The sequence below is a fragment of the Kitasatospora indigofera genome (assembly GCF_014655955.1).
In the GTDB taxonomy this organism is placed as follows: domain Bacteria; phylum Actinomycetota; class Actinomycetes; order Streptomycetales; family Streptomycetaceae; genus Kitasatospora; species Kitasatospora indigofera.
This window is the reverse complement of record NZ_BNBO01000094.1, coordinates 1-17933: the sequence shown is the minus strand read 5'-3', so window position 1 is coordinate 17933 and position 17933 is coordinate 1. Positions and strand designations below refer to the sequence as shown.

The following is a 17933-nucleotide window of genomic DNA, read 5'->3' as shown; positions in this document are numbered from 1 at the left end:
CGGCCGCCCCCGGTGGAACGGGGGAGGCCGCCGCCTGCGGGTGCGGCGCGGGTCAGGCCTGGACGGCCTGCTTCAGCTGCTCGACCCGGTCGGTGCGCTCCCAGGTGAAGTCCGGCAGCTCACGGCCGAAGTGGCCGTAGGCGGCGGTCTGCGAGTAGATCGGGCGCAGCAGGTCCAGGTCGCGGATGATCGCGGCCGGGCGCAGGTCGAAGACCTTCACCACGGCCTCCTGGATCTTCAGGACCGGCACGGTCTCGGTGCCGAAGGTCTCGACGAACAGGCCCACCGGCTCGGCCTTGCCGATCGCGTACGCGACCTGGACCTCGGCGCGGGTGGCCAGGCCGGCCGCGACGATGTTCTTGGCGACCCAGCGCATCGCGTAGGCGGCGGAGCGGTCGACCTTGGACGGGTCCTTGCCGGAGAAGGCACCGCCGCCGTGGCGGGCCATGCCGCCGTAGGTGTCGATGATGATCTTGCGGCCGGTGAGGCCGGCGTCGCCCATCGGGCCGCCGATCTCGAAGCGCCCGGTCGGGTTGACCAGCAGGCGGTAGCCCTCGGTCACCAGCTTGATGCCCTCGTCGGCCAGCGCCTTGAGCTCCGGCTCCACGACGAACTCGCGGATGTCCGGGGTCAGCAGCGAGTCCAGGTCGATGTCGCTGGCGTGCTGCGAGGAGACCACCACGGTGTCGAGGCGGACGGCCTTGTCACCGTCGTACTCGATGGTGACCTGGGTCTTGCCGTCCGGGCGCAGGTACGGGATGGTCCCGTTCTTGCGGACCTCGGAGAGCCGCTTCGAGAGGCGGTGCGCCAGCGTGATCGGCAGCGGCATCAGCTCGGGGGTCTCGTCCGAGGCGTAGCCGAACATCAGGCCCTGGTCGCCGGCGCCCTGCTTGTCGAGGTCGTCCGAGTCGTCGCCCTGGGAGGCGCCCTCGACCCGGGCCTCGTACGCGGTGTCGACACCCTGCGCGATGTCGGGCGACTGCGAGCCGATCGAGACCGACACGCCGCAGGAGGCGCCGTCGAAGCCCTTCTTGGAGCTGTCGTACCCGATTTCGAGGATCTTGTCCCGGACCAGCTGGGCGATCGGCGCGTACGCCTTCGTGGTCACCTCGCCGGCGATGTGCACCTGGCCGGTGGTGATCAGCGTCTCCACGGCGACCCGCGAGGTGGGGTCCTCCTTGAGGAGCGCGTCCAGAATGGTGTCGCTGATCTGGTCAGCGATCTTGTCGGGGTGTCCCTCGGTGACGGACTCCGAGGTGAACAGGCGGCGAGACACAGCGCTCCCTGGGGTTGCAGCGGCTGCTGACTGAAGGCCCCCGGCGGACCGGGGACATCCGGAAAGACTTGATTCCTGGAGTGTAACGGGCAGGTACCTGCAAGTGGGACTGCTGTCCGGCAGAAAAGACGGGCCGCCGGGGAATCCAGCCGGACGGCGGACGGCCCGGGGCCTCAGGCCAGGCGGGCCGCGACCAGGTCCCAGACCACGTCGGCGAGTGCTTCTTTCGGTCCGACCGGTACGGCCGTTTCGGTGCCGTCGGCGCCGAGGACGACCGCCTCGTTCTGGTCCGAGCCGAATCCCTTCCGCTCGCCGACCTCGTTCACGACCAGCAGGTCGCAGCCCTTGCGGGCGAGCTTGGCCCGGCCGTTGGCGAGCACGTCGTCGGTCTCCGCGGCGAAGCCGACGACCAGTTGGCCCGGCCGGGCCCGGTCGGCGGACAGCTCGGCGAGGACGTCCGGGTTGCGCACCAGGACGACCGGTGCGGGTTCCACCCCGTCCACCTTCTTGATCTTGCCGGTGACGTACTCGGCGGGGCGGAAGTCGGCGACGGCGGCCGCCATCACCACCGCGTCGGCGTCCGCCACGGCCTTCAGCGCGGCCTCGCGCAGCTGCAGCGCGGTGGAGACGTGCACCACGTCCACCCCGGCCGGGTCCGGCAGCTCGGCGTTGGCCGAGACCAATGTCACTCTGGCGCCGCGCGCCGCCGCGGTGGCGGCGAGCGCGTAGCCCTGCTTGCCGGAGGAGCGGTTGCCGAGGAAGCGCACCGGGTCGAGCGGCTCGCGGGTGCCGCCGGCCGAGACCACCACGTGGCGGCCGGCCAGGTCGGTGCCGAGGCCGCCGCGGCGCAGCACCGTCCGGCAGGCCTCGAAGATCGCGGACGGCTCGGGCAGCCGGCCCTTGCCGGTGTCCACCCCGGTGAGCCGCCCGACGGCGGGCTCCAGCACGATCGCGCCCCGGCGGCGCAGGGTGGCGACGTTCTCCTGGGTGGCCGGGTGCTCCCACATCTCGGTGTGCATCGCGGGGGCGAACACCACCGGGCAGCGGGCGGTGAGCAGGGTGTTGGTGAGCAGGTCGTCGGCCAGCCCGTGGGCGGCCCTGGCCATCAGGTCGGCGGTGGCCGGGGCGACCACGACCAGGTCGGCCTGCTGGCCGATCCGCACGTGCGGCACCTGGTGGACGCTCTCCCAGGTCTCGGTGGCGGCCGGGCGGCCGGAGAGGGCGGCCCAGGTCGCCTCGCCGACGAAGTGCAGGGCGGCCGCGGTGGGCACCACGGTGACCTGGTGGCCGGACTCGGTCAGCCGTCGCAGCAGCTCGCAGGCCTTGTAGGCGGCGATGCCGCCGCTGACACCGAGGACGACGCGCGGGGCGTCGGTCCGGTCCGTGGTCGCGCTCATGCTGGCTGTCTCTCCGTCCGTTCGGGTGCAGCTCACCCTACGGCCCTTCAGATCCCGGCCGCACTGTGGCGCCACGCACACACGACAGGGCCCGCCGGAGCGTGTCCGGCGGGCCCTGTCATGGTGCTGTGCGGCAGCGGGAGGCTGCTCAGGCGGCCTCGATCGCCTCGGCGGTGAGCATGCCGGCGTTGATCTCGCGGAGCGCGATCGACAGCGGCTTCTCGTGCACGTGGGTGTCGACCAGCGGGCCGACGTACTCCAGGAGGCCCTCACCGAGCTGCGAGTAGTACGCGTTGATCTGACGCGCGCGCTTGGCCGCGTAGATCACCAGGCTGTACTTGGAGTCGGTGGCCTCGAGCAGCTCGTCGATCGGCGGGTTGATGATGCCCTCGGGCGCGGTCATGGAAGAGGACACGCTGAAACCTTCCGAAAGGTTGGAAAAGACAAGATGCTGATCGGACCGGGTCGGAGCGACCTGTGCGATCAGGCTGCACCGAGCAAGGCTAGCAGCTCGGCCGCTACCTGCTCGACCGAGGTGTTGACAAGAGTCGTGTCGAACTCCGACTCCGCCGCCAGCTCGATCTTGGCCGCTTCCAGCCGCTTCTCGATCACGTCCTGCGGCTCGGTGCCCCGGCCGGTGAGCCGGCGGACCAGCTCGTCCCAGCTCGGCGGGGCCAGGAAGAGCAGCAGTGCCTCCGCCATCGACTCCCGCACCTGGCGGGCGCCCTGCAGGTCGATCTCCAGCAGGACGGGCACCCCGTTGTCCAGCTTCTCCAGCACGGCCCCGCGCGGGGTGCCGTACCGGTTGCCGGCGAACACGGCCCACTCCAGCAGCTCGCCGTTGGCGATCAGCTTGTCGAACTCGTCGTTGTCGACGAAGTAGTAGTGGATCCCGTTCTGCTCGCCGGGCCTCGGGTGCCGGGTGGTCACCGACACCGAGAGCCAGACCTCGGGGTGCTGCTTCCTCATATGAGCGACGACCGTGCTCTTGCCGACCCCCGAAGGGCCGGAGAGCACGGTCAGCCGCGGACGCTCACTCATGCACCGATTATCCCGGATCGCGGACGATCCGGAGACCACGGGGCACGGTCGATGCGCTTCGCCGGTGGGCGGTCAGGAGACGGCGCCGCCGAACTCCCGCTCCAGCGAAGCGATCTGGTTGGTACCGAGGCCGCGCACACGGCGGCTCTCGCTGATGCCGAGACGCTCCATGATCTGCTTGGCGCGCACCTTGCCGACACCGGGCAGGCTCTCCAGCAGTGCGGAGACCTTCATCTTGCCGATGACCTCGTTGTCGGCCTTGCCGGCCTTGATGACCTCGTGCAGCGAAGCGCCGGAGTGCTTGAGCCGGTTCTTCACCTCGGCGCGCTCCCGCCGAGCCTCGGCGGCCTTGGCGAGCGCTGCTGTGCGCTGTTCAGGGGTAAGGGGCGGAAGAGCCACGCCGTTCACCTCAGGGTGTGGAAGGAAGGGATGAGCCAGGACGGTTGTACCAGCCCCCTGCAGGCGAACCCAAGGGCTCTGACCTGCGAGAGCGACGAGAATCGCCGCTCCGTGGTGACCTACCGCCGGACACTACCCGGATTGGGCCGCCACGTCAGGAAAAGAACACGAAAAGTCCTGGTCAGCCAAGGCCGACCAGGACTTTTCCGGGCAAAACAGCCGCGAATCCGACCCCTCTTCGGGCAAGTGTGACGGCGCTCACTTCCGCCCGGCGCTCCCGGACCGCCACCCGCTCCCCCGCCGGCCGGCCCCGGACACCCCCGCTCACTTCACCGCGGCGGCGTACTCCTCGACGAACCGCAGGGCCGCCTCGCGGAGCGCGGGGACGGACGGACCGTGCTTGAGCACGTCCCGGCTGACGCTCGGCACGACGTTGCGGACCGACTCGCCGAACACCCGCGGCAGGTCCGCCATGGTCGCGCCCTGCGCCCCGATCCCGGGTGCCAGCAGCGGCCCGTTGACCGCCAGGTCCACCCCCGCGTCGGCGAGGGTCGCCCCGACCACCGCGCCGAACGAGCCGAGCGGCTCGGCGCCGGCGTTCTCGGCCGCGAGCTGGCGCAGCACCGAGGCCGCCACCGTCTCGCCGCCGGCGCCCACCGCGCGCTGCACCTCGGCCCCCTCCGGGTTGGAGGTCAGCGCCAGCGCGAACACCCCGGCGCCGTTCGCCCGGGCCAGGTCGAGGGCCGGGCGCAGCGAACCGAAGCCCAGGTAGGGGCTGACCGTCACGGCGTCCGAGAACAGCGGGCTGGACGGCGAGAGGAAGGCGTCCGCGTACGCGGCCATGGTGGAGCCGATGTCGCCGCGCTTGGCGTCCATCAGCACCAGCGCGCCGGCCGCCCGGGCGTCGGCGACCGAGCGCTCCAGCACGGCCACGCCCTTGCTGCCGAAGCGCTCGAAGAAGGCCGCCTGCGGCTTCAGCACGGCGACCCGGTCGGCGAGCGCCTCGACCACGGTGCGGCTGAAGGTCTCCAGGCCGTCGATGTCGTCACCGAGCCCCCAGGCGGCGAGCAGGGAGGCGTGCGGGTCGATGCCGACGCAGAGCTGGCCGCGGGTGTCGAGCGCGTGCCGCAGGCGGGTACCGAAGGGGGCGAGGGTCATGACGGCCTTTCGTGGGAGGGGGAGGGTGGGGCGGGCGGGAACGGCGGGCCGGGCGGGCCCTGCGGGGCGCGCGGCGGGACGGCCGGGCCGCCGGGGGCCCGCCGGAGCCCGGTGCGCACGTCCGGGCGCTCCGGGCGGCCTGCGGACGCCCCTGGGCCGGCGCACGCGTCCGCGCGCCCGGGTCAGCTCTCCTTGGCGCTGCCGACGGCCTCGGCCAGCGTGCGGAAGCCGCCGGCCCGCAGCCGGGCGGAGAGGCCCTTGTGAACGCGGCGCATCCAGAACGGGCCCTCGTAGATGAAGGCGCTGTAGCCCTGCACCAGGTCCGCGCCGGCGGTGATCCGCTGCCAGGCGTCCTCGGCGGTCTCGATGCCGCCGACCGAGACGATGGTCAGCCGGCCCTCGGTGCGGGCCCGCAGGCGCTTCAGCACCTCCAGCGAGCGCTCCTTCAGCGGGGCGCCGGAGAGGCCGCCCATGCCGATCGCCTCGACCTGCGCGGCGGGGGCCACCAGGCCGCCCCGGCCGATCGTGGTGTTGGTCGCGATGATGCCGTCCAGGCCCAGCTCCAGGGCCAGGTCGGCGACCGCGTCCACGTCCTCGTCGGCCAGGTCGGGGGCGATCTTGACCAGCAGCGGGACGTGGTGCGGGGTGGAGCGGTCGGCGGCCTTGCGGACCTCGTGCAGCAGCGGGCCGAGGTGCGAGACGGCCTGGAGGTTCCGCAGCCCGGGGGTGTTCGGCGAGCTGACGTTGACCACCAGGTAGTCGGCGTGCTTGGCGAGGCGCTCGGTGCTCTTGACGTAGTCGCCGATCGCGTCGGCCTCCTCGACCACCTTGGTCTTGCCGATGTTGACGCCGATCACCGGGGTCGAGCTGGTGTGCGGGCGGGCCGCCAGCCGGGCCGCCACCCGGGCCGAGCCCTGGTTGTTGAAGCCCATCCGGTTGATCAGCGCGCGGTCCTCGACCAGCCGGAACAGCCGGGGCGCCGGGTTGCCGGGCTGCGGCTCACCGGTGACGGTGCCGATCTCGACGTAGTCGAAGCCGAGCATCGACAGGCCGTCGATGCCGATGCCGTCCTTGTCGAAGCCCGCCGCGAGGCCGAACGGGCCGGGCAGGTCCAGGCCGAGCGCCGTGGTGCGCAGCGCGCGGTCGCGCGGGGCGAGCACCAGGCGGACCAGCACGCCCAGGCCCGGGACGGAGGCGGCCAGCCGGATCCAGAAGAAGGCCAGGTGGTGGGCCTTCTCCGGGTCCATCTTCCGGAAGACGAGGTTGAACAGGGTCTTGTACAAAGCGTGGTCCTCCTGGCATGGAAGTGGGGGGCACCCGACTCGCGGTGCCCCCCACTTCGGCGGTGCTACTTACGGCCGGCGTTGATCAGCTCGGCGTGCTCCTGGAGCGACATGACCCCGACCTCGTCGCGCAGCAGCGCGTCGATGCCCTGGACGGCCGCGCCCATCGCCTGGACGGTGGTCAGGCACGGCACGCCGCGCGAGACGGCCGCGGTGCGGATCTCGTAGCCGTCGAGGCGCCCGCCGGTGCCGTACGGCGTGTTGATGATGAGGTCGACCTCGCCGTCGTGGATCAGCTGGACGATCGTCCTCTCGCCGTTCGGGCCCTCGCCGTCGCTGTGCTTGCGCACCACGGTGGCGGGGATGCCGCCGCGCTGCAGCACCTCGGCGGTGCCGGAGGTGGCGAGCACCTCGAAGCCCAGCTCGACCAGCGCGCGGGCCGGGAAGACCAGGTTGCGCTTGTCGCGGTTGGCGACCGAGACGAAGACCTTGCCCTTGGTCGGCAGCGCGCCGTAGGCACCGGCCTGCGACTTGGCGTACGCCGTGCCGAAGACCTTGTCGATGCCCATGACCTCGCCGGTGGAGCGCATCTCCGGGCCGAGCACGGTGTCGACGCCGCGGCCGTGCACGTCGCGGAAGCGGCTCCACGGCATCACGGCCTCCTTGACGGAGATCGGCGCGTCGGCCGGCAGGGTGCCGCCGTCGCCCTCGGCCGGCAGCATGCCCTCGGCGCGCAGCTCGGCGATGGTGGCGCCGAGCGAGATCCGGGCGGCGGCCTTGGCCAGCGGCACGGCCGTGGCCTTGGAGGTGAACGGCACCGTGCGGGAGGCGCGCGGGTTGGCCTCCAGGACGTAGAGGATGTCGCCGGAGAGCGCGAACTGGATGTTGATCAGGCCGCGGACGCCGACGCCCTTGGCGATGCCCTCGGTGGAGGTGCGCAGGCGCTTGATGTCGTAGCCGCCGAGGGTGATCGGGGGCAGCGCGCAGGCGGAGTCGCCGGAGTGGATGCCGGCCTCCTCGATGTGCTCCATGACGCCGCCGAGGTAGAGCTCGGTGCCGTCGTAGAGCGCGTCGACGTCGATCTCCACCGCGTCGTCGAGGAAGCGGTCGATGAGCACCGGGTGCTCGGAGATCAGGCCGGCGTGCCGCTCCAGGTAGGAGGCCAGCGAGGGCTCGTCGTAGACGATCTCCATGCCGCGGCCGCCGAGCACGTAGGACGGGCGGGCCAGCACGGGGTAGCCGATCTCGTCGGCGATGGCCTTGGCCTCGTCGAAGGAGAAGGCGGTGCCGTGCTTGGGGGCCGGCAGGCCGGCCTCCTTGAGGACCCGGCCGAAGGCGCCGCGCTCCTCGGCCAGGTCGATCGCCTCGGGCTGGGTGCCGACGATCGGCACGCCGTTGTCCTTGAGCGCCTGGGCCAGGCCGAGCGGGGTCTGGCCGCCGAGCTGGACGATGACGCCGGCCAGCGGGCCCGCCTGCTTCTCGGCGTGGACGATCTCCAGCACGTCCTCCAGGGTGAGCGGCTCGAAGTAGAGCCGGTCGGAGGTGTCGTAGTCGGTGGAGACGGTCTCCGGGTTGCAGTTGACCATGACGGTCTCGTACCCGGCCTCGGAGAGCGCGAAGGAGGCGTGCACGCAGGAGTAGTCGAACTCGATGCCCTGGCCGATCCGGTTGGGGCCCGAGCCGAGGATGATCACGGCGGGCTTGGTGCGCGGCGCGACCTCGCTCTCCTCGTCGTAGGACGAGTAGAAGTACGGGGTCTTGGCGGCGAACTCGGCGGCGCAGGTGTCCACGGTCTTGAAGACCGGGCGGATGCCCAGCGCGTGCCGCACCTCGCGCACCACGTCCGGCTTCAGGTCGCGGATCTCGCCGACCTGCTGGTCGGAGAAGCCGTGCCGCTTGGCGTGCCGCAGCAGCTCCGGGGTGAGCTTCTCGGCCTGCGCCAGCTCGGCGGCGATCTCGTCCAGCAGGAAGAGCTGGTCGACGAACCACGGGTCGATCTTCGTGGACTCGAACACCTCCTCCTGGGTGGCGCCGGCCCGGATGGCCTCCATGACGGTGTTGATCCGGCCGTCGGTGGGCACCTGCGCCTTGGTGAGCAGCGCGTCCTTGTCGCCGGGCTCGCCCGCCCAGGAGAACTGCGAGCCCTTCTTCTCCAGCGAGCGGAGCGCCTTGTTGAGCGCCTCGGGGAAGTTGCGGCCCATGGCCATGGCCTCGCCGACCGACTTCATGGTGGTGGTCAGGGTGGCGTCGGCCGACGGGAACTTCTCGAAGGCGAAGCGCGGGACCTTCACCACGACGTAGTCGAGGGTCGGCTCGAAGGAGGCCGGGGTCTGCTCGGTGATGTCGTTGGGGATCTCGTCGAGCGTGTAGCCGACGGCCAGCTTGGCGGCGATCTTGGCGATCGGGAAGCCGGTGGCCTTGGAGGCCAGCGCCGAGGAGCGGGAGACGCGCGGGTTCATCTCGATCACGATGATCCGGCCGTCGGCCGGGTTGATCGCGAACTGGATGTTGCAGCCGCCGGTGTCGACGCCGACCTCGCGGATGATCGCGATGCCGATGTCGCGGAGCGTCTGGTACTCGCGGTCGGTGAGGGTCATCGCCGGGGCGACGGTGATGGAGTCGCCGGTGTGCACGCCCATCGGGTCGAAGTTCTCGATCGAGCAGACGACCACGACGTTGTCGCTCTTGTCGCGCATCAGCTCCAGCTCGTACTCCTTCCAGCCGAGGATGGACTCCTCCAGGAGCACCTCGGTGGTCGGCGAGAGGGCCAGGCCCTGGCCGGCGATCCGGCGCAGGTCCTCCTCGTCGTGGGCGAAGCCGGAGCCGGCGCCGCCCATGGTGAAGGAGGGGCGGACGACGACGGGGTAGCCGCCGAGGGTGTCGACGCCGGCGATGATCTCGTCCATGGTGTGGCAGATCACCGAGCGGGCGGACTCGCCGTGGCCGATCTTGGCGTTGACCGCCTCGACCACGCCCTTGAAGAGCTGGCGGTCCTCGCCCTTGTGGATCGCCTCGACGTTGGCGCCGATCAGCTCCACGCCGTACTTGTCGAGGGTGCCGTTCTCGTGCAGCGAGATGGCGGTGTTGAGCGCGGTCTGGCCGCCGAGGGTCGGCAGCAGGACGTCGGGGCGCTCCTTGGCGATGATCTTCTCGACGAACTCCGGGGTGATCGGCTCGACGTAGGTGGCGTCGGCGATCTCCGGGTCGGTCATGATCGTGGCCGGGTTGGAGTTGACCAGGACGACCCGCAGGCCCTCGGACCGCAGCACGCGGCAGGCCTGGGTGCCGGAGTAGTCGAACTCGGCGGCCTGGCCGATGACGATCGGGCCGGAGCCGATCACCAGGACGGACTTGATGTCGGTGCGCTTGGGCACGGGTCAGCTCCCTGCGGTGGTGCGAGCGGCCGGGGCGCCGGCCATCAAGTCGACAAAGCGGTCGAAGAGGTACGCGGCGTCGTGCGGGCCCGCGGCGGCCTCCGGGTGGTACTGGACGCTGAAGGCGGGCGTGTCCAGGCACTGCAGGCCCTCGACCACGTCGTCGTTCAGGCAGACGTGGGAGACCTCGGCGCGCCCGTACGGGGTGTCGCTGACCTTGTCCAGCGGCGCGTTCACGGCGAAGCCGTGGTTGTGCGCGGTGACCTCCACCTTGCCGGTGGTGCGGTCCTGGACGGGCTGGTTGATGCCCCGGTGGCCGTACTTCAGCTTGTAGGTGCCGAAGCCCAGCGCGCGGCCGAGGATCTGGTTGCCGAAGCAGATGCCGAACAGCGGGGTCTTCCGCTCCAGCACGCCCTGCATCACCGCGACCTGGTGGTCGGCGGTGGCCGGGTCGCCCGGGCCGTTGGAGAAGAACACGCCGTCCGGGTTCACCGCGTAGATGTCCTCGACGGTGGAGTTCGCCGGCAGCACGTGCACCTCGATGCCGCGCTCGGCCATCCGCTGCGGGGTCATCGCCTTGATGCCGAGGTCCACGGCGGCGACGGTGAAGCGCTTCCCGCCCACGGCCGGCACGATGTACGGCTCGGTGGTGGCGACCTCGGCGCAGAGGTCCGCGCCCTTCATCTCGGGGGCCTGCAGCACCCGGGAGAGCAGGGTCGCCTCGTCGGCGAGCGCCGGGCCGGAGAAGATCCCGACCCGCATCGCGCCGCGCTCGCGCAGGTGGCGGGTGAGGGCGCGGGTGTCGATGCCGCTGATCCCGACGACGCCCTGGGTGGTCAGCTCCTCGTCCAGCGGGCGCAGCGAGCGCCAGTTGGACGGCGTCCGGGCGGGGTCGCGGACGACGAAACCGGCGACCCAGATCCGCCGGGACTCGTCGTCCTCGTCGTTCCAGCCGGTGTTGCCGATCTGCGGGGCGGTCATCACGACCACCTGGCGGTGGTACGAGGGGTCGGTGAGGGTCTCCTGGTAGCCGGACATGCCGGTGTTGAAGACCGCCTCGCCGAAGGTCTCGCCGACCGCGCCGTAGGCCTGGCCGTGGAAGCTCCGGCCGTCCTCCAGGACGAGGACGGCGGGCACTCGCTCCCGCCTCAAGCGCAGCGTGGTGGGGGCAGGTGCGGTCATGTGGCGGCCTCTTCCGTCTTCGTCTTCGTCGTACGTGTTGCGAGTTCGTTGACCGCCTCGACCCAGGCGGCGTGTTCGTCCGGGTGCTCGGCCCGGAACCCGGAGTCCAGGGCGGTGCCCTCCAGGCTCCAGGTGACGACCAGCAGTCCGGCCGGGACGACCTTGCCGGCGATGCCGGAGTCCGTCCGGGCGCCGGTCAGCTGCTCGGCCGGGATCCAGAGGTCCACGTCACCGGGGCGCAGGACCAGCAGGCCCCGCTCGCCGAGGGTCAGGTCGGCGCGGCTGCGGGTGCCGAGGCCGTGGGCCACGACCCGGTCCAGCCAGTTCCCGGCGGTGGTGGTGCCGTGGTAGCGGCCGCTGGTCTCCAGGATGACCGGACCGGCGCCCGCCGGCACGGCGGGCAGCGCGGGCAGGCCGGACTGCAGGGTGCGGCGCCAGTTCCAGCCCTGGCGCATCAGCCAGTAGACCAGGCCGATCACGATCAGCAGGCCGACGGCCCAGCCGATGTAGGACGGCCAGTCGGTGACCCTGGCCTTCTCCTGGGCGAGCAGGGTGAGGGCCGTCGTGGTCGGGCCGCTCACGCGAGCCCGCCGCGCTCGACCAGCTCGCCGGCCAGGACCGTGGCGACCCCGCGCAGGAAGGTGGCGTGCACCCGTCCCGGCAGGTCAAGGCCACGGTAGGGGGTGTTTCGGCTGCGGGTGGCGAAGCTGTCGGGGTTCACGGTCCCACGGTACGCGGGATCGAAGAGCACCAGGTTGGCCGGCTCACCGACCGAGACGGGGCGGCCGTGTCCGGGGAGCCGGCCGATCCGCGCCGGGCGGTGCGACATGCGGTCGGCGACGCCCTCCCACTTGAGCAGGCCGGTGTCGACCATGGTCTGCTGGACGACCGACAGCGCGGTCTCCAGGCCGACCATGCCCATCGCGGCGACCGCCCACTCGCAGTCCTTGTCCTCGGCCGGGTGCGGCGCGTGGTCGGTGGCGACGGCGTCGATGGTGCCGTCGGCGAGCGCCTTGCGCAGGGCCAGCACGTCGGCCTCGGTGCGCAGCGGCGGGTTGACCTTGTAGACCGGGTCGTAGCTGCGGACCAGCTCGTCGGTGAGCAGCAGGTGGTGCGGGGTCACCTCGGCGGTGACGTTCCAGCCCTTCTGCTTGGCCCAGCGGATGATCTCCACCGAGCCGGCCGTGGAGACGTGGCAGACGTGCAGGCGGGAGCCGACGTGCGCGGCGAGCAGCACGTCGCGGGCGATGATCGCCTCCTCCGCGACGGCCGGCCAGCCGCCGAGGCCGAGCTCGCCGGAGACCTGCCCCTCGTTCATCTGGGCGCCCTCGGTGAGCCGGGGCTCCTGGGCGTGCTGGGCGACGACGCCGTCGAAGGCCTTCACGTACTCCAGGGCGCGGCGCATGATGACCGCGTCGTCGACGCACTTGCCGTCGTCGGAGAAGACCCGGACGCCGGCGGCCGAGTCGTGCATCGCGCCGAGCTCGGCGAGCTTCTTGCCCTCCAGGCCGACGGTGACGGCGCCGACCGGCTGCACGTCGCAGTAGCCGGACTCCTGGCCGAGCCGCCAGACCTGCTCCACCACGCCGGCGGTGTCCGCCACGGGGAAGGTGTTGGCCATCGCGTGGACGGCGGTGAAGCCGCCCTTGGCCGCCGCCTGGGTGCCGGTGAGCACCGTCTCGGCGTCCTCGCGGCCGGGCTCGCGCAGGTGGGTGTGCAGGTCGACCAGGCCGGGCAGGACGACCAGGCCGTGGGCGTCGATGTCGATGTCGGCCTCGACGTCCAGGCCGGTGCCGATCGCCCGGATCAGGCCGTCGGCGATGTGGATGTCCTGCTGGGCACCGTCGAGGATCTGGGCGTTGCGGATCAGGTAGCTGACCATGGTGTCGGTTCCCTCGCCGGCCGCGCTCACAGAGCGGCCTCACTGGAGTCGGTACGGGCTTCGGAGCGGGCGGGCTCGGCGGCCCCGTCGGCGAAGACGGCCCCGCCGAGCAGGAGGTACAGGACGGCCATCCGGACGGAGACGCCGTTGGCGACCTGCTCGACCACGGTGCACCGCGGGGAGTCGGCCACCTCGGCGGTGATCTCCATGCCGCGGACCATCGGGCCGGGGTGCATCACGATCGCGTGCTCGGGCAGCTGCGCGAGGCGGGCGCCGTCCAGGCCGTAGCGGCGGGAGTACTCCCGCTCGGTGGGGAAGAAGGCGGCGTTCATCCGCTCGCGCTGCACCCGGAGCATCATCAGCGCGTCGGTCTTGGGCAGCACGCTCTCCAGGTCGTAGCTGACCTCGCAGGGCCAGTTCTCGATGCCGATCGGCACCAGCGTCGGCGGTGCGACGAAGGTGACCTGGGCGCCGAGGGTGGTGAGCAGGTGCACGTTGGAGCGGGCCACCCGGCTGTGCAGGATGTCGCCGACGATGGTGATCCGCCGCCCCGCGAGGTCCTTGCCGGTGCCGGCGTTGAGGTGGCGGCGCATGGTGAAGGCGTCGAGCAGTGCCTGGGTGGGGTGCTCGTGGGTGCCGTCACCGGCGTTGATGACGCTGCCGTGCAGCCAGTCGGACTGCGCGAGGCGGGCCGGCGCGCCGGACGCGTGGTGGCGGATGACCACCGCGTCGGCGCCCATCGCCTGCAGGGTCAGCGCGGTGTCCTTGAGGCTCTCGCCCTTGGAGACCGAGGAGCCCTTGGCGGAGAAGTTGATGACGTCGGCGGAGAGCCGCTTCTCGGCGACCTCGAAGGAGGTCTTGGTGCGGGTCGAGTCCTCGAAGAAGAGGTTGACGACGGTGCGCCCGCGCAGGGTGGGCAGCTTCTTCACGGCCCGGCCGGAGAGCTGGGCCAGCTCCTCGGCGGTGTCCAGGATCAGCAGCGCGTCGTCGCGGGTGAGGTCGGCGGCGGAGACGAGGTGGCGCTTCACGCGATTACTCCGGGAGGGGCTGGTCGGCGGGCGGCTGGGCGGCGAGGGCCTGCGAGGAGCGGGCCGCGTAGTCGCGGTCGCCGACCAGGACGGCGTCCCGGCCGTCGGTGTCGGACAGCTGGACCTGGACGGCCTCGCGCAGCGAGGTGGGCAGGTTCTTGCCCACGTAGTCGGCGCGGATCGGCAGCTCGCGGTGGCCGCGGTCGACCAGGACGGCCAGCTGGACGGCGCGCGGGCGGCCGATGTCGCTGAGCGCGTCGAGCGCGGCGCGGATGGTCCGGCCGGAGAAGAGCACGTCGTCGATCAGGATGACGAGCTTGCCGTCGATGCCGCCGGTCGGGATCTCGGTGTGCTCCAGGGCGCGGGCGGGCTTCAGCCGCAGGTCGTCCCGGTACATCGTGATGTCCAGGGTGCCGAGCGGGATCTCGCGCCCGGTGATCTGGGTGAGCCTGGCGTGCAGCCGGCGGGCCAGGTGGACGCCGCGGGTGTGGATGCCGAGCAGGACGACGTCCTCGGCGCCCTTCGCGCGCTCCACGATCTCGTGGGCGATCCGGGTCACCACCCGGGCGATGTCGGTGCCGTCGAGCACCTGGTGCGGCGGGCGCGGTGCGGACGATGAATCTCTCACTGTGGTCATGCCGAAGCCGACCTCCTTCCCCGCCTCACAGGACGGGCCATTAAAGGATGTCTGGTAGGGCCTCCCCGGTCGCGGCGGAAGCCTGGGCCATCCTAACAGCGTGTTCGGCGGCGATCCGGTGGTGGTTCGCTCCGCTTCGCGACACCGCAGGTCAACCACCGCGCACCGGCGTGGTTCATGCTCCGGACGCGAGCCATTCGCACGACTGCCCCATTCGGCTTGACGCAGATACCTCACTCTACGTAACCTCACAGTGAGTTACGAGACGCACGTCGAACCCACCGGTAGGGCGTGCCGGGCAGTTGTCGGCCGCACAGCCGGCGGCCGGTCGTGGCTCACCACTCAACGCGAAGCAATCTCGTCCGGGGAGACCAATGTCCAGCGACTACGCGAAGCAACTCGGGGGCAAGCTCCGAGCGATCCGCACTCAGCAGGGTCTCTCCCTGCACGGTGTCGAGGAGAAGTCCCAGGGGCGCTGGAAGGCAGTCGTCGTCGGTTCGTACGAGCGCGGCGACCGCGCGGTCACCGTGCAGCGGCTGGCCGAGCTGGCGGAGTTCTACGGCGTCCCGGTCCAGGAGCTGCTGCCCGGCGGGACTCCGGGCGGCGCGGCCGAGCCGCCCCCGCGCCTGGTCCTCGACCTGGAGAGACTGACCCAGGTGCCGTCGGAGAAGGCCGGTCCGCTGCAGCGCTACGCGGCGACCATCCAGAGCCAGCGCGGCGACTACAACGGCAAGGTGCTCTCGATCCGCCAGGACGACCTGCGCACGCTGGCCGTGATCTACGACCAGTCGCCGTCGATCCTCACCGAGCAGCTGATCTCCTGGGGCGTGCTGAACCCCGACGCGCGCCGGGCGGTGCGCGAGGAGGACGCGAGCTGACGCTCCCCGCCTGCAGAAACGTCACGGCGCGGTGCCCGCCCGGTTCGCCGGGGGCGCCGCGCCGTCGGCGTTCCCGGGCCCGCCGCGCCCCCGGGCGCCCGGCCCCGGGGGCCGGTGCGTCCGGGCCGCCGCCCCCGGACGGCTCCGCGCGGCGGTGCCCCGCCCCGGCGGCCGCCCGCGGCTCAGCACACCGTGCCGAGGCTGTAGCCCGGCGCCGCCGCGATGCCGGACAGCACGGCCGCGCCGGGGGCCGGCGTCCAGTCCTGGCCGCCGCTCCCCCAGGCCCAGGCCACCTCCCGGTACTCCCCGCAGTCGGCGGCCGCCCCCTGCGAGCCGTGCAGCAGGGCGGCGCCCGGCAGCTCGCGGGCCAGCCCCGCGCAGAGCACGGCGCAGACCAGGTCCAGGTCCTCGTCGTTGATCCGCACCACGCCGTCCTCCCAGTGCAGGACCCGGGCCGCCGCCTCCAGCCGCCCGCCCGGCGCCTCCACCGTGCAGCGGAACTCGTACACCCCGAAGCCGGCGCCGACCAGGATCCGGCGCAGCACCTCGGCGCCGCGCTGGTAGGCGTCCCGGACCCGGCGCTGCTCCCGGCCGTAGAGGCCGCCGTCCAGCAACAGGTCGACGTGGCGCAGCGTCAGGCCGCTCTCGCGGGCCCGGACCAGCCGCGGGACGAAGTCCCCCGCGAGGTCCTCGCCCTGGTACGGCAGCAGCTGGGTCTGCAGCGGCGGGTTCACCAGGTAGCGGTCCCGGGCGGCGGGCTCGGCCGGGTCCAGCCGGTGCAGCAGGCAGAACTCCTCGAAGTCGACCGGGTGGAACATCCTGGCCCGGACCACCTCGAAGGTGCGGTGCGCCTCGGTGAGCAGCTCCGCGGTGTCCAGCAGGTAGTCGTCGTAGTCGGCCGCGTCGGCCACGCCCCAGGCGCGGGCCCGCTCGAAGTCCTCACGGCTGGTCAGGATGCCGGTGATGAAGGCCTGTTCGCTGCGCCGCCCGGGCTCCGGCGCGTCCCCCGGGCGCGTCCCCCGGCCGGCCGGCAGGGCCTGCTCGGCGGCGCGGGCGGCCGGCAGGTGCCCCCGGGCCGGCAGCCGGCAGGAGGGGGGTGCGGTGCGGCGGGGGCGGCCGTTGCGGGGCATCGGGGGCTCCTGGGGGCGGGGGAATCGGGGCGGCGGGGGTGCCGACACCCTCTTCCTCCCCACCCTCAGCAGTCGCACACGCACGGCGTGTCACAGCCCTGTAACCAACAGTGAGACCTCGGCCACGCCCGGCTTCCACCACCGCGCGCCGGGGCGCGACGGCCCGCCCGCCCCGGTACGGGCGCCCCGCACGCGGGCGCGTGGAGCGGGGCGCCGGGGCGGGCGGGCCGGACCGCGCGAGGAACGGGCCGCGGCACGCGGCGCGCGGACGGAGGGAACGCGCGGGCGTCCGGCGGGCTACGCGGGGCGCGGAGCCCGGGCGAGCTGCCGGGACTGCGCGACCAGCCGGCCGGACTCGTCCCAGATCTCGGCGTCCTCCTCGAAGTAGCCGCCGGCCAGGTTGCGGGTGGAGTGGACGACCCGCAGCCAGCCGGGGACGGGGCGGGCCCGCAGGTGGACCGTCAGCTCGACGGTCGGCGCCCAGCCGGGCATCCCCAGGTCGAAGGTGACCGGCGGCAGGGCGTCGGCGACCAGCAGGAGCAGCAGCGGGTCGGGGTCGCGGCCGTCCGCGAGTCTGAACCAGCCCTGGATCCGGCCGTTCCTCGACGGCTGCCCGAGCGCCCAGCCGACCGTGGCGGGGTCGAGCCGCAGGTCGAACCGCTCCAGCAGGGCGGCCTGTTCGATCAGCTGCGGGGGCGCGTGCTCCATCCCGATGCACTGGTCCGGCGGCGGCAGCCGCGGCGGCTCGGCGCTGGTGTGCACCTCGCCCTCGGCCGCGCCGAGGTCGCCGAAGCTGGCGAGCACCCGCAGCCGCTCGACGGAGCGGCCCTGCTCGTCGGTCTGGCTCAGCGAGGCGGTGCCGGTGGAGAGGCTGCGGCCGCCGCGGATCACCTCGGTGCCGACGGTGACCGGGCCGGGCCGCGAGGCCGAGAGGTAGTACCCGCTGATCGACATCGGGTCGGGGTGCCCGGGGTGCTGCAGGGACAGCGCGTGGCCGGCCACCGCGAGCAGCAGCCCGCCGTTGATGCCGCCGCCGATCTGCCAGCCGGCGCCGAGCTCGCCGTCGTACCGGCCGGGCCCGCCGGGGCGCGGGGTCAGGGCGATGCCCTGGTCGAACTCGCTGCGAATCGCCGTGGTCATGGGTGCTGTGCCCTCCGCTGATGAGTGGCCTGGCCGGTGAGTTACTCGCCAGTAGCAGACCCTACTCCACGGTGGTGAACGCGCGAAGGCCGCCGGACCGAGGAGGTCCGGCGGCCTTCGCGGGTCCG

General features: G+C 72.5%; 16 protein-coding genes. 1 reads left to right on the top strand and 15 read right to left on the bottom strand.

Annotated elements, in window-relative coordinates; all coding sequences use genetic code 11:
- Nucleotides 1-52: 52 nt before the first annotated feature.
- The 13 genes from metK to pyrR form a co-directional block, all read right to left on the bottom strand.
- Nucleotides 53-1276, bottom strand: a complete 1224-nt coding sequence (gene metK / locus IE329_RS38675) for a methionine adenosyltransferase (RefSeq protein ID WP_190215762.1) — start codon at nt 1274-1276, stop codon at nt 53-55.
- Nucleotides 1277-1449: 173 nt separating this feature from the next.
- Nucleotides 1450-2673 carry a bifunctional phosphopantothenoylcysteine decarboxylase/phosphopantothenate--cysteine ligase CoaBC gene (coaBC, locus tag IE329_RS38670; protein WP_190215761.1) on the bottom strand — a complete coding sequence of 408 codons (1224 nt, stop codon included), beginning with the start codon at nt 2671-2673 and terminating at the stop codon, nt 1450-1452.
- Nucleotides 2674-2821: 148 nt separating this feature from the next.
- Nucleotides 2822-3088, bottom strand: coding sequence for a DNA-directed RNA polymerase subunit omega (gene rpoZ / locus IE329_RS38665; protein WP_030240625.1), 267 nt, complete (start codon nt 3086-3088; stop codon nt 2822-2824).
- Between the two features lie 68 nt (nt 3089-3156).
- Complete coding sequence (gene gmk, locus IE329_RS38660; protein WP_190215760.1) at nt 3157-3714, bottom strand: guanylate kinase; 558 nt, start codon at nt 3712-3714, stop codon at nt 3157-3159.
- 72 nt (nt 3715-3786) lie between these two features.
- Nucleotides 3787-4113, bottom strand: a complete 327-nt coding sequence (mihF, locus tag IE329_RS38655) for an integration host factor, actinobacterial type (protein ID WP_073921446.1) — start codon at nt 4111-4113, stop codon at nt 3787-3789.
- 324 nt (nt 4114-4437) lie between these two features.
- Nucleotides 4438-5271 (bottom strand): orotidine-5'-phosphate decarboxylase, encoded by an 834-nt coding sequence (pyrF, locus tag IE329_RS38650; protein ID WP_190215759.1) that lies wholly within the window; start codon nt 5269-5271, stop codon nt 4438-4440.
- Between the two features lie 182 nt (nt 5272-5453).
- Entirely contained in the window at nt 5454-6554 is a 1101-nt protein-coding gene (locus tag IE329_RS38645) for a quinone-dependent dihydroorotate dehydrogenase (RefSeq protein ID WP_190215758.1), read from the bottom strand.
- Between the two features lie 65 nt (nt 6555-6619).
- Nucleotides 6620-9928, bottom strand: coding sequence for a carbamoyl-phosphate synthase large subunit (gene carB, locus IE329_RS38640; RefSeq protein WP_190215757.1), 3309 nt, complete (start codon nt 9926-9928; stop codon nt 6620-6622).
- 3 nt (nt 9929-9931) lie between these two features.
- Nucleotides 9932-11110: a glutamine-hydrolyzing carbamoyl-phosphate synthase small subunit gene (gene carA / locus IE329_RS38635; protein ID WP_190215756.1), complete on the bottom strand. Its 1179-nt coding sequence runs from the start codon at nt 11108-11110 to the stop codon at nt 9932-9934.
- Nucleotides 11107-11691, bottom strand: coding sequence for a PH-like domain-containing protein (locus IE329_RS38630; RefSeq protein WP_190215755.1), 585 nt, complete (start codon nt 11689-11691; stop codon nt 11107-11109). Before IE329_RS38630 ends, carA begins: the two co-directional genes overlap by 4 nt.
- Nucleotides 11688-12992, bottom strand: coding sequence for a dihydroorotase (locus tag IE329_RS38625; RefSeq protein WP_190215754.1), 1305 nt, complete (start codon nt 12990-12992; stop codon nt 11688-11690). Before IE329_RS38625 ends, IE329_RS38630 begins: the two co-directional genes overlap by 4 nt.
- A 26-nt stretch (nt 12993-13018) precedes the next feature.
- A complete protein-coding gene (locus IE329_RS38620; protein ID WP_190215753.1) occupies nt 13019-14020 on the bottom strand; it encodes an aspartate carbamoyltransferase catalytic subunit in 1002 nt (333 codons plus the stop codon).
- 4 nt (nt 14021-14024) lie between these two features.
- On the bottom strand, nt 14025-14657 hold the full coding sequence (pyrR, locus tag IE329_RS38615; RefSeq protein ID WP_190215752.1) for a bifunctional pyr operon transcriptional regulator/uracil phosphoribosyltransferase PyrR: 633 nt from the start codon (nt 14655-14657) through the stop codon (nt 14025-14027).
- Nucleotides 14658-15031: 374 nt separating this feature from the next.
- Between pyrR and bldD the strand changes: the two genes are divergently transcribed.
- Nucleotides 15032-15535 (top strand): transcriptional regulator BldD, encoded by a 504-nt coding sequence (gene bldD / locus IE329_RS38610; RefSeq protein WP_030056198.1) that lies wholly within the window; start codon nt 15032-15034, stop codon nt 15533-15535.
- 182 nt (nt 15536-15717) lie between these two features.
- Here the strand turns inward: bldD and IE329_RS38605 are convergent, their stop codons facing one another.
- Together IE329_RS38605 and IE329_RS38600 are read right to left on the bottom strand one after the other, a co-directional pair.
- Entirely contained in the window at nt 15718-16665 is a 948-nt protein-coding gene (locus tag IE329_RS38605) for a hypothetical protein (protein ID WP_190215751.1), read from the bottom strand.
- A gap of 297 nt (nt 16666-16962) precedes the next feature.
- Nucleotides 16963-17805 (bottom strand): thioesterase family protein, encoded by an 843-nt coding sequence (locus IE329_RS38600; protein ID WP_190215750.1) that lies wholly within the window; start codon nt 17803-17805, stop codon nt 16963-16965.
- Between the last annotated feature and the right edge of the window lie 128 nt (nt 17806-17933).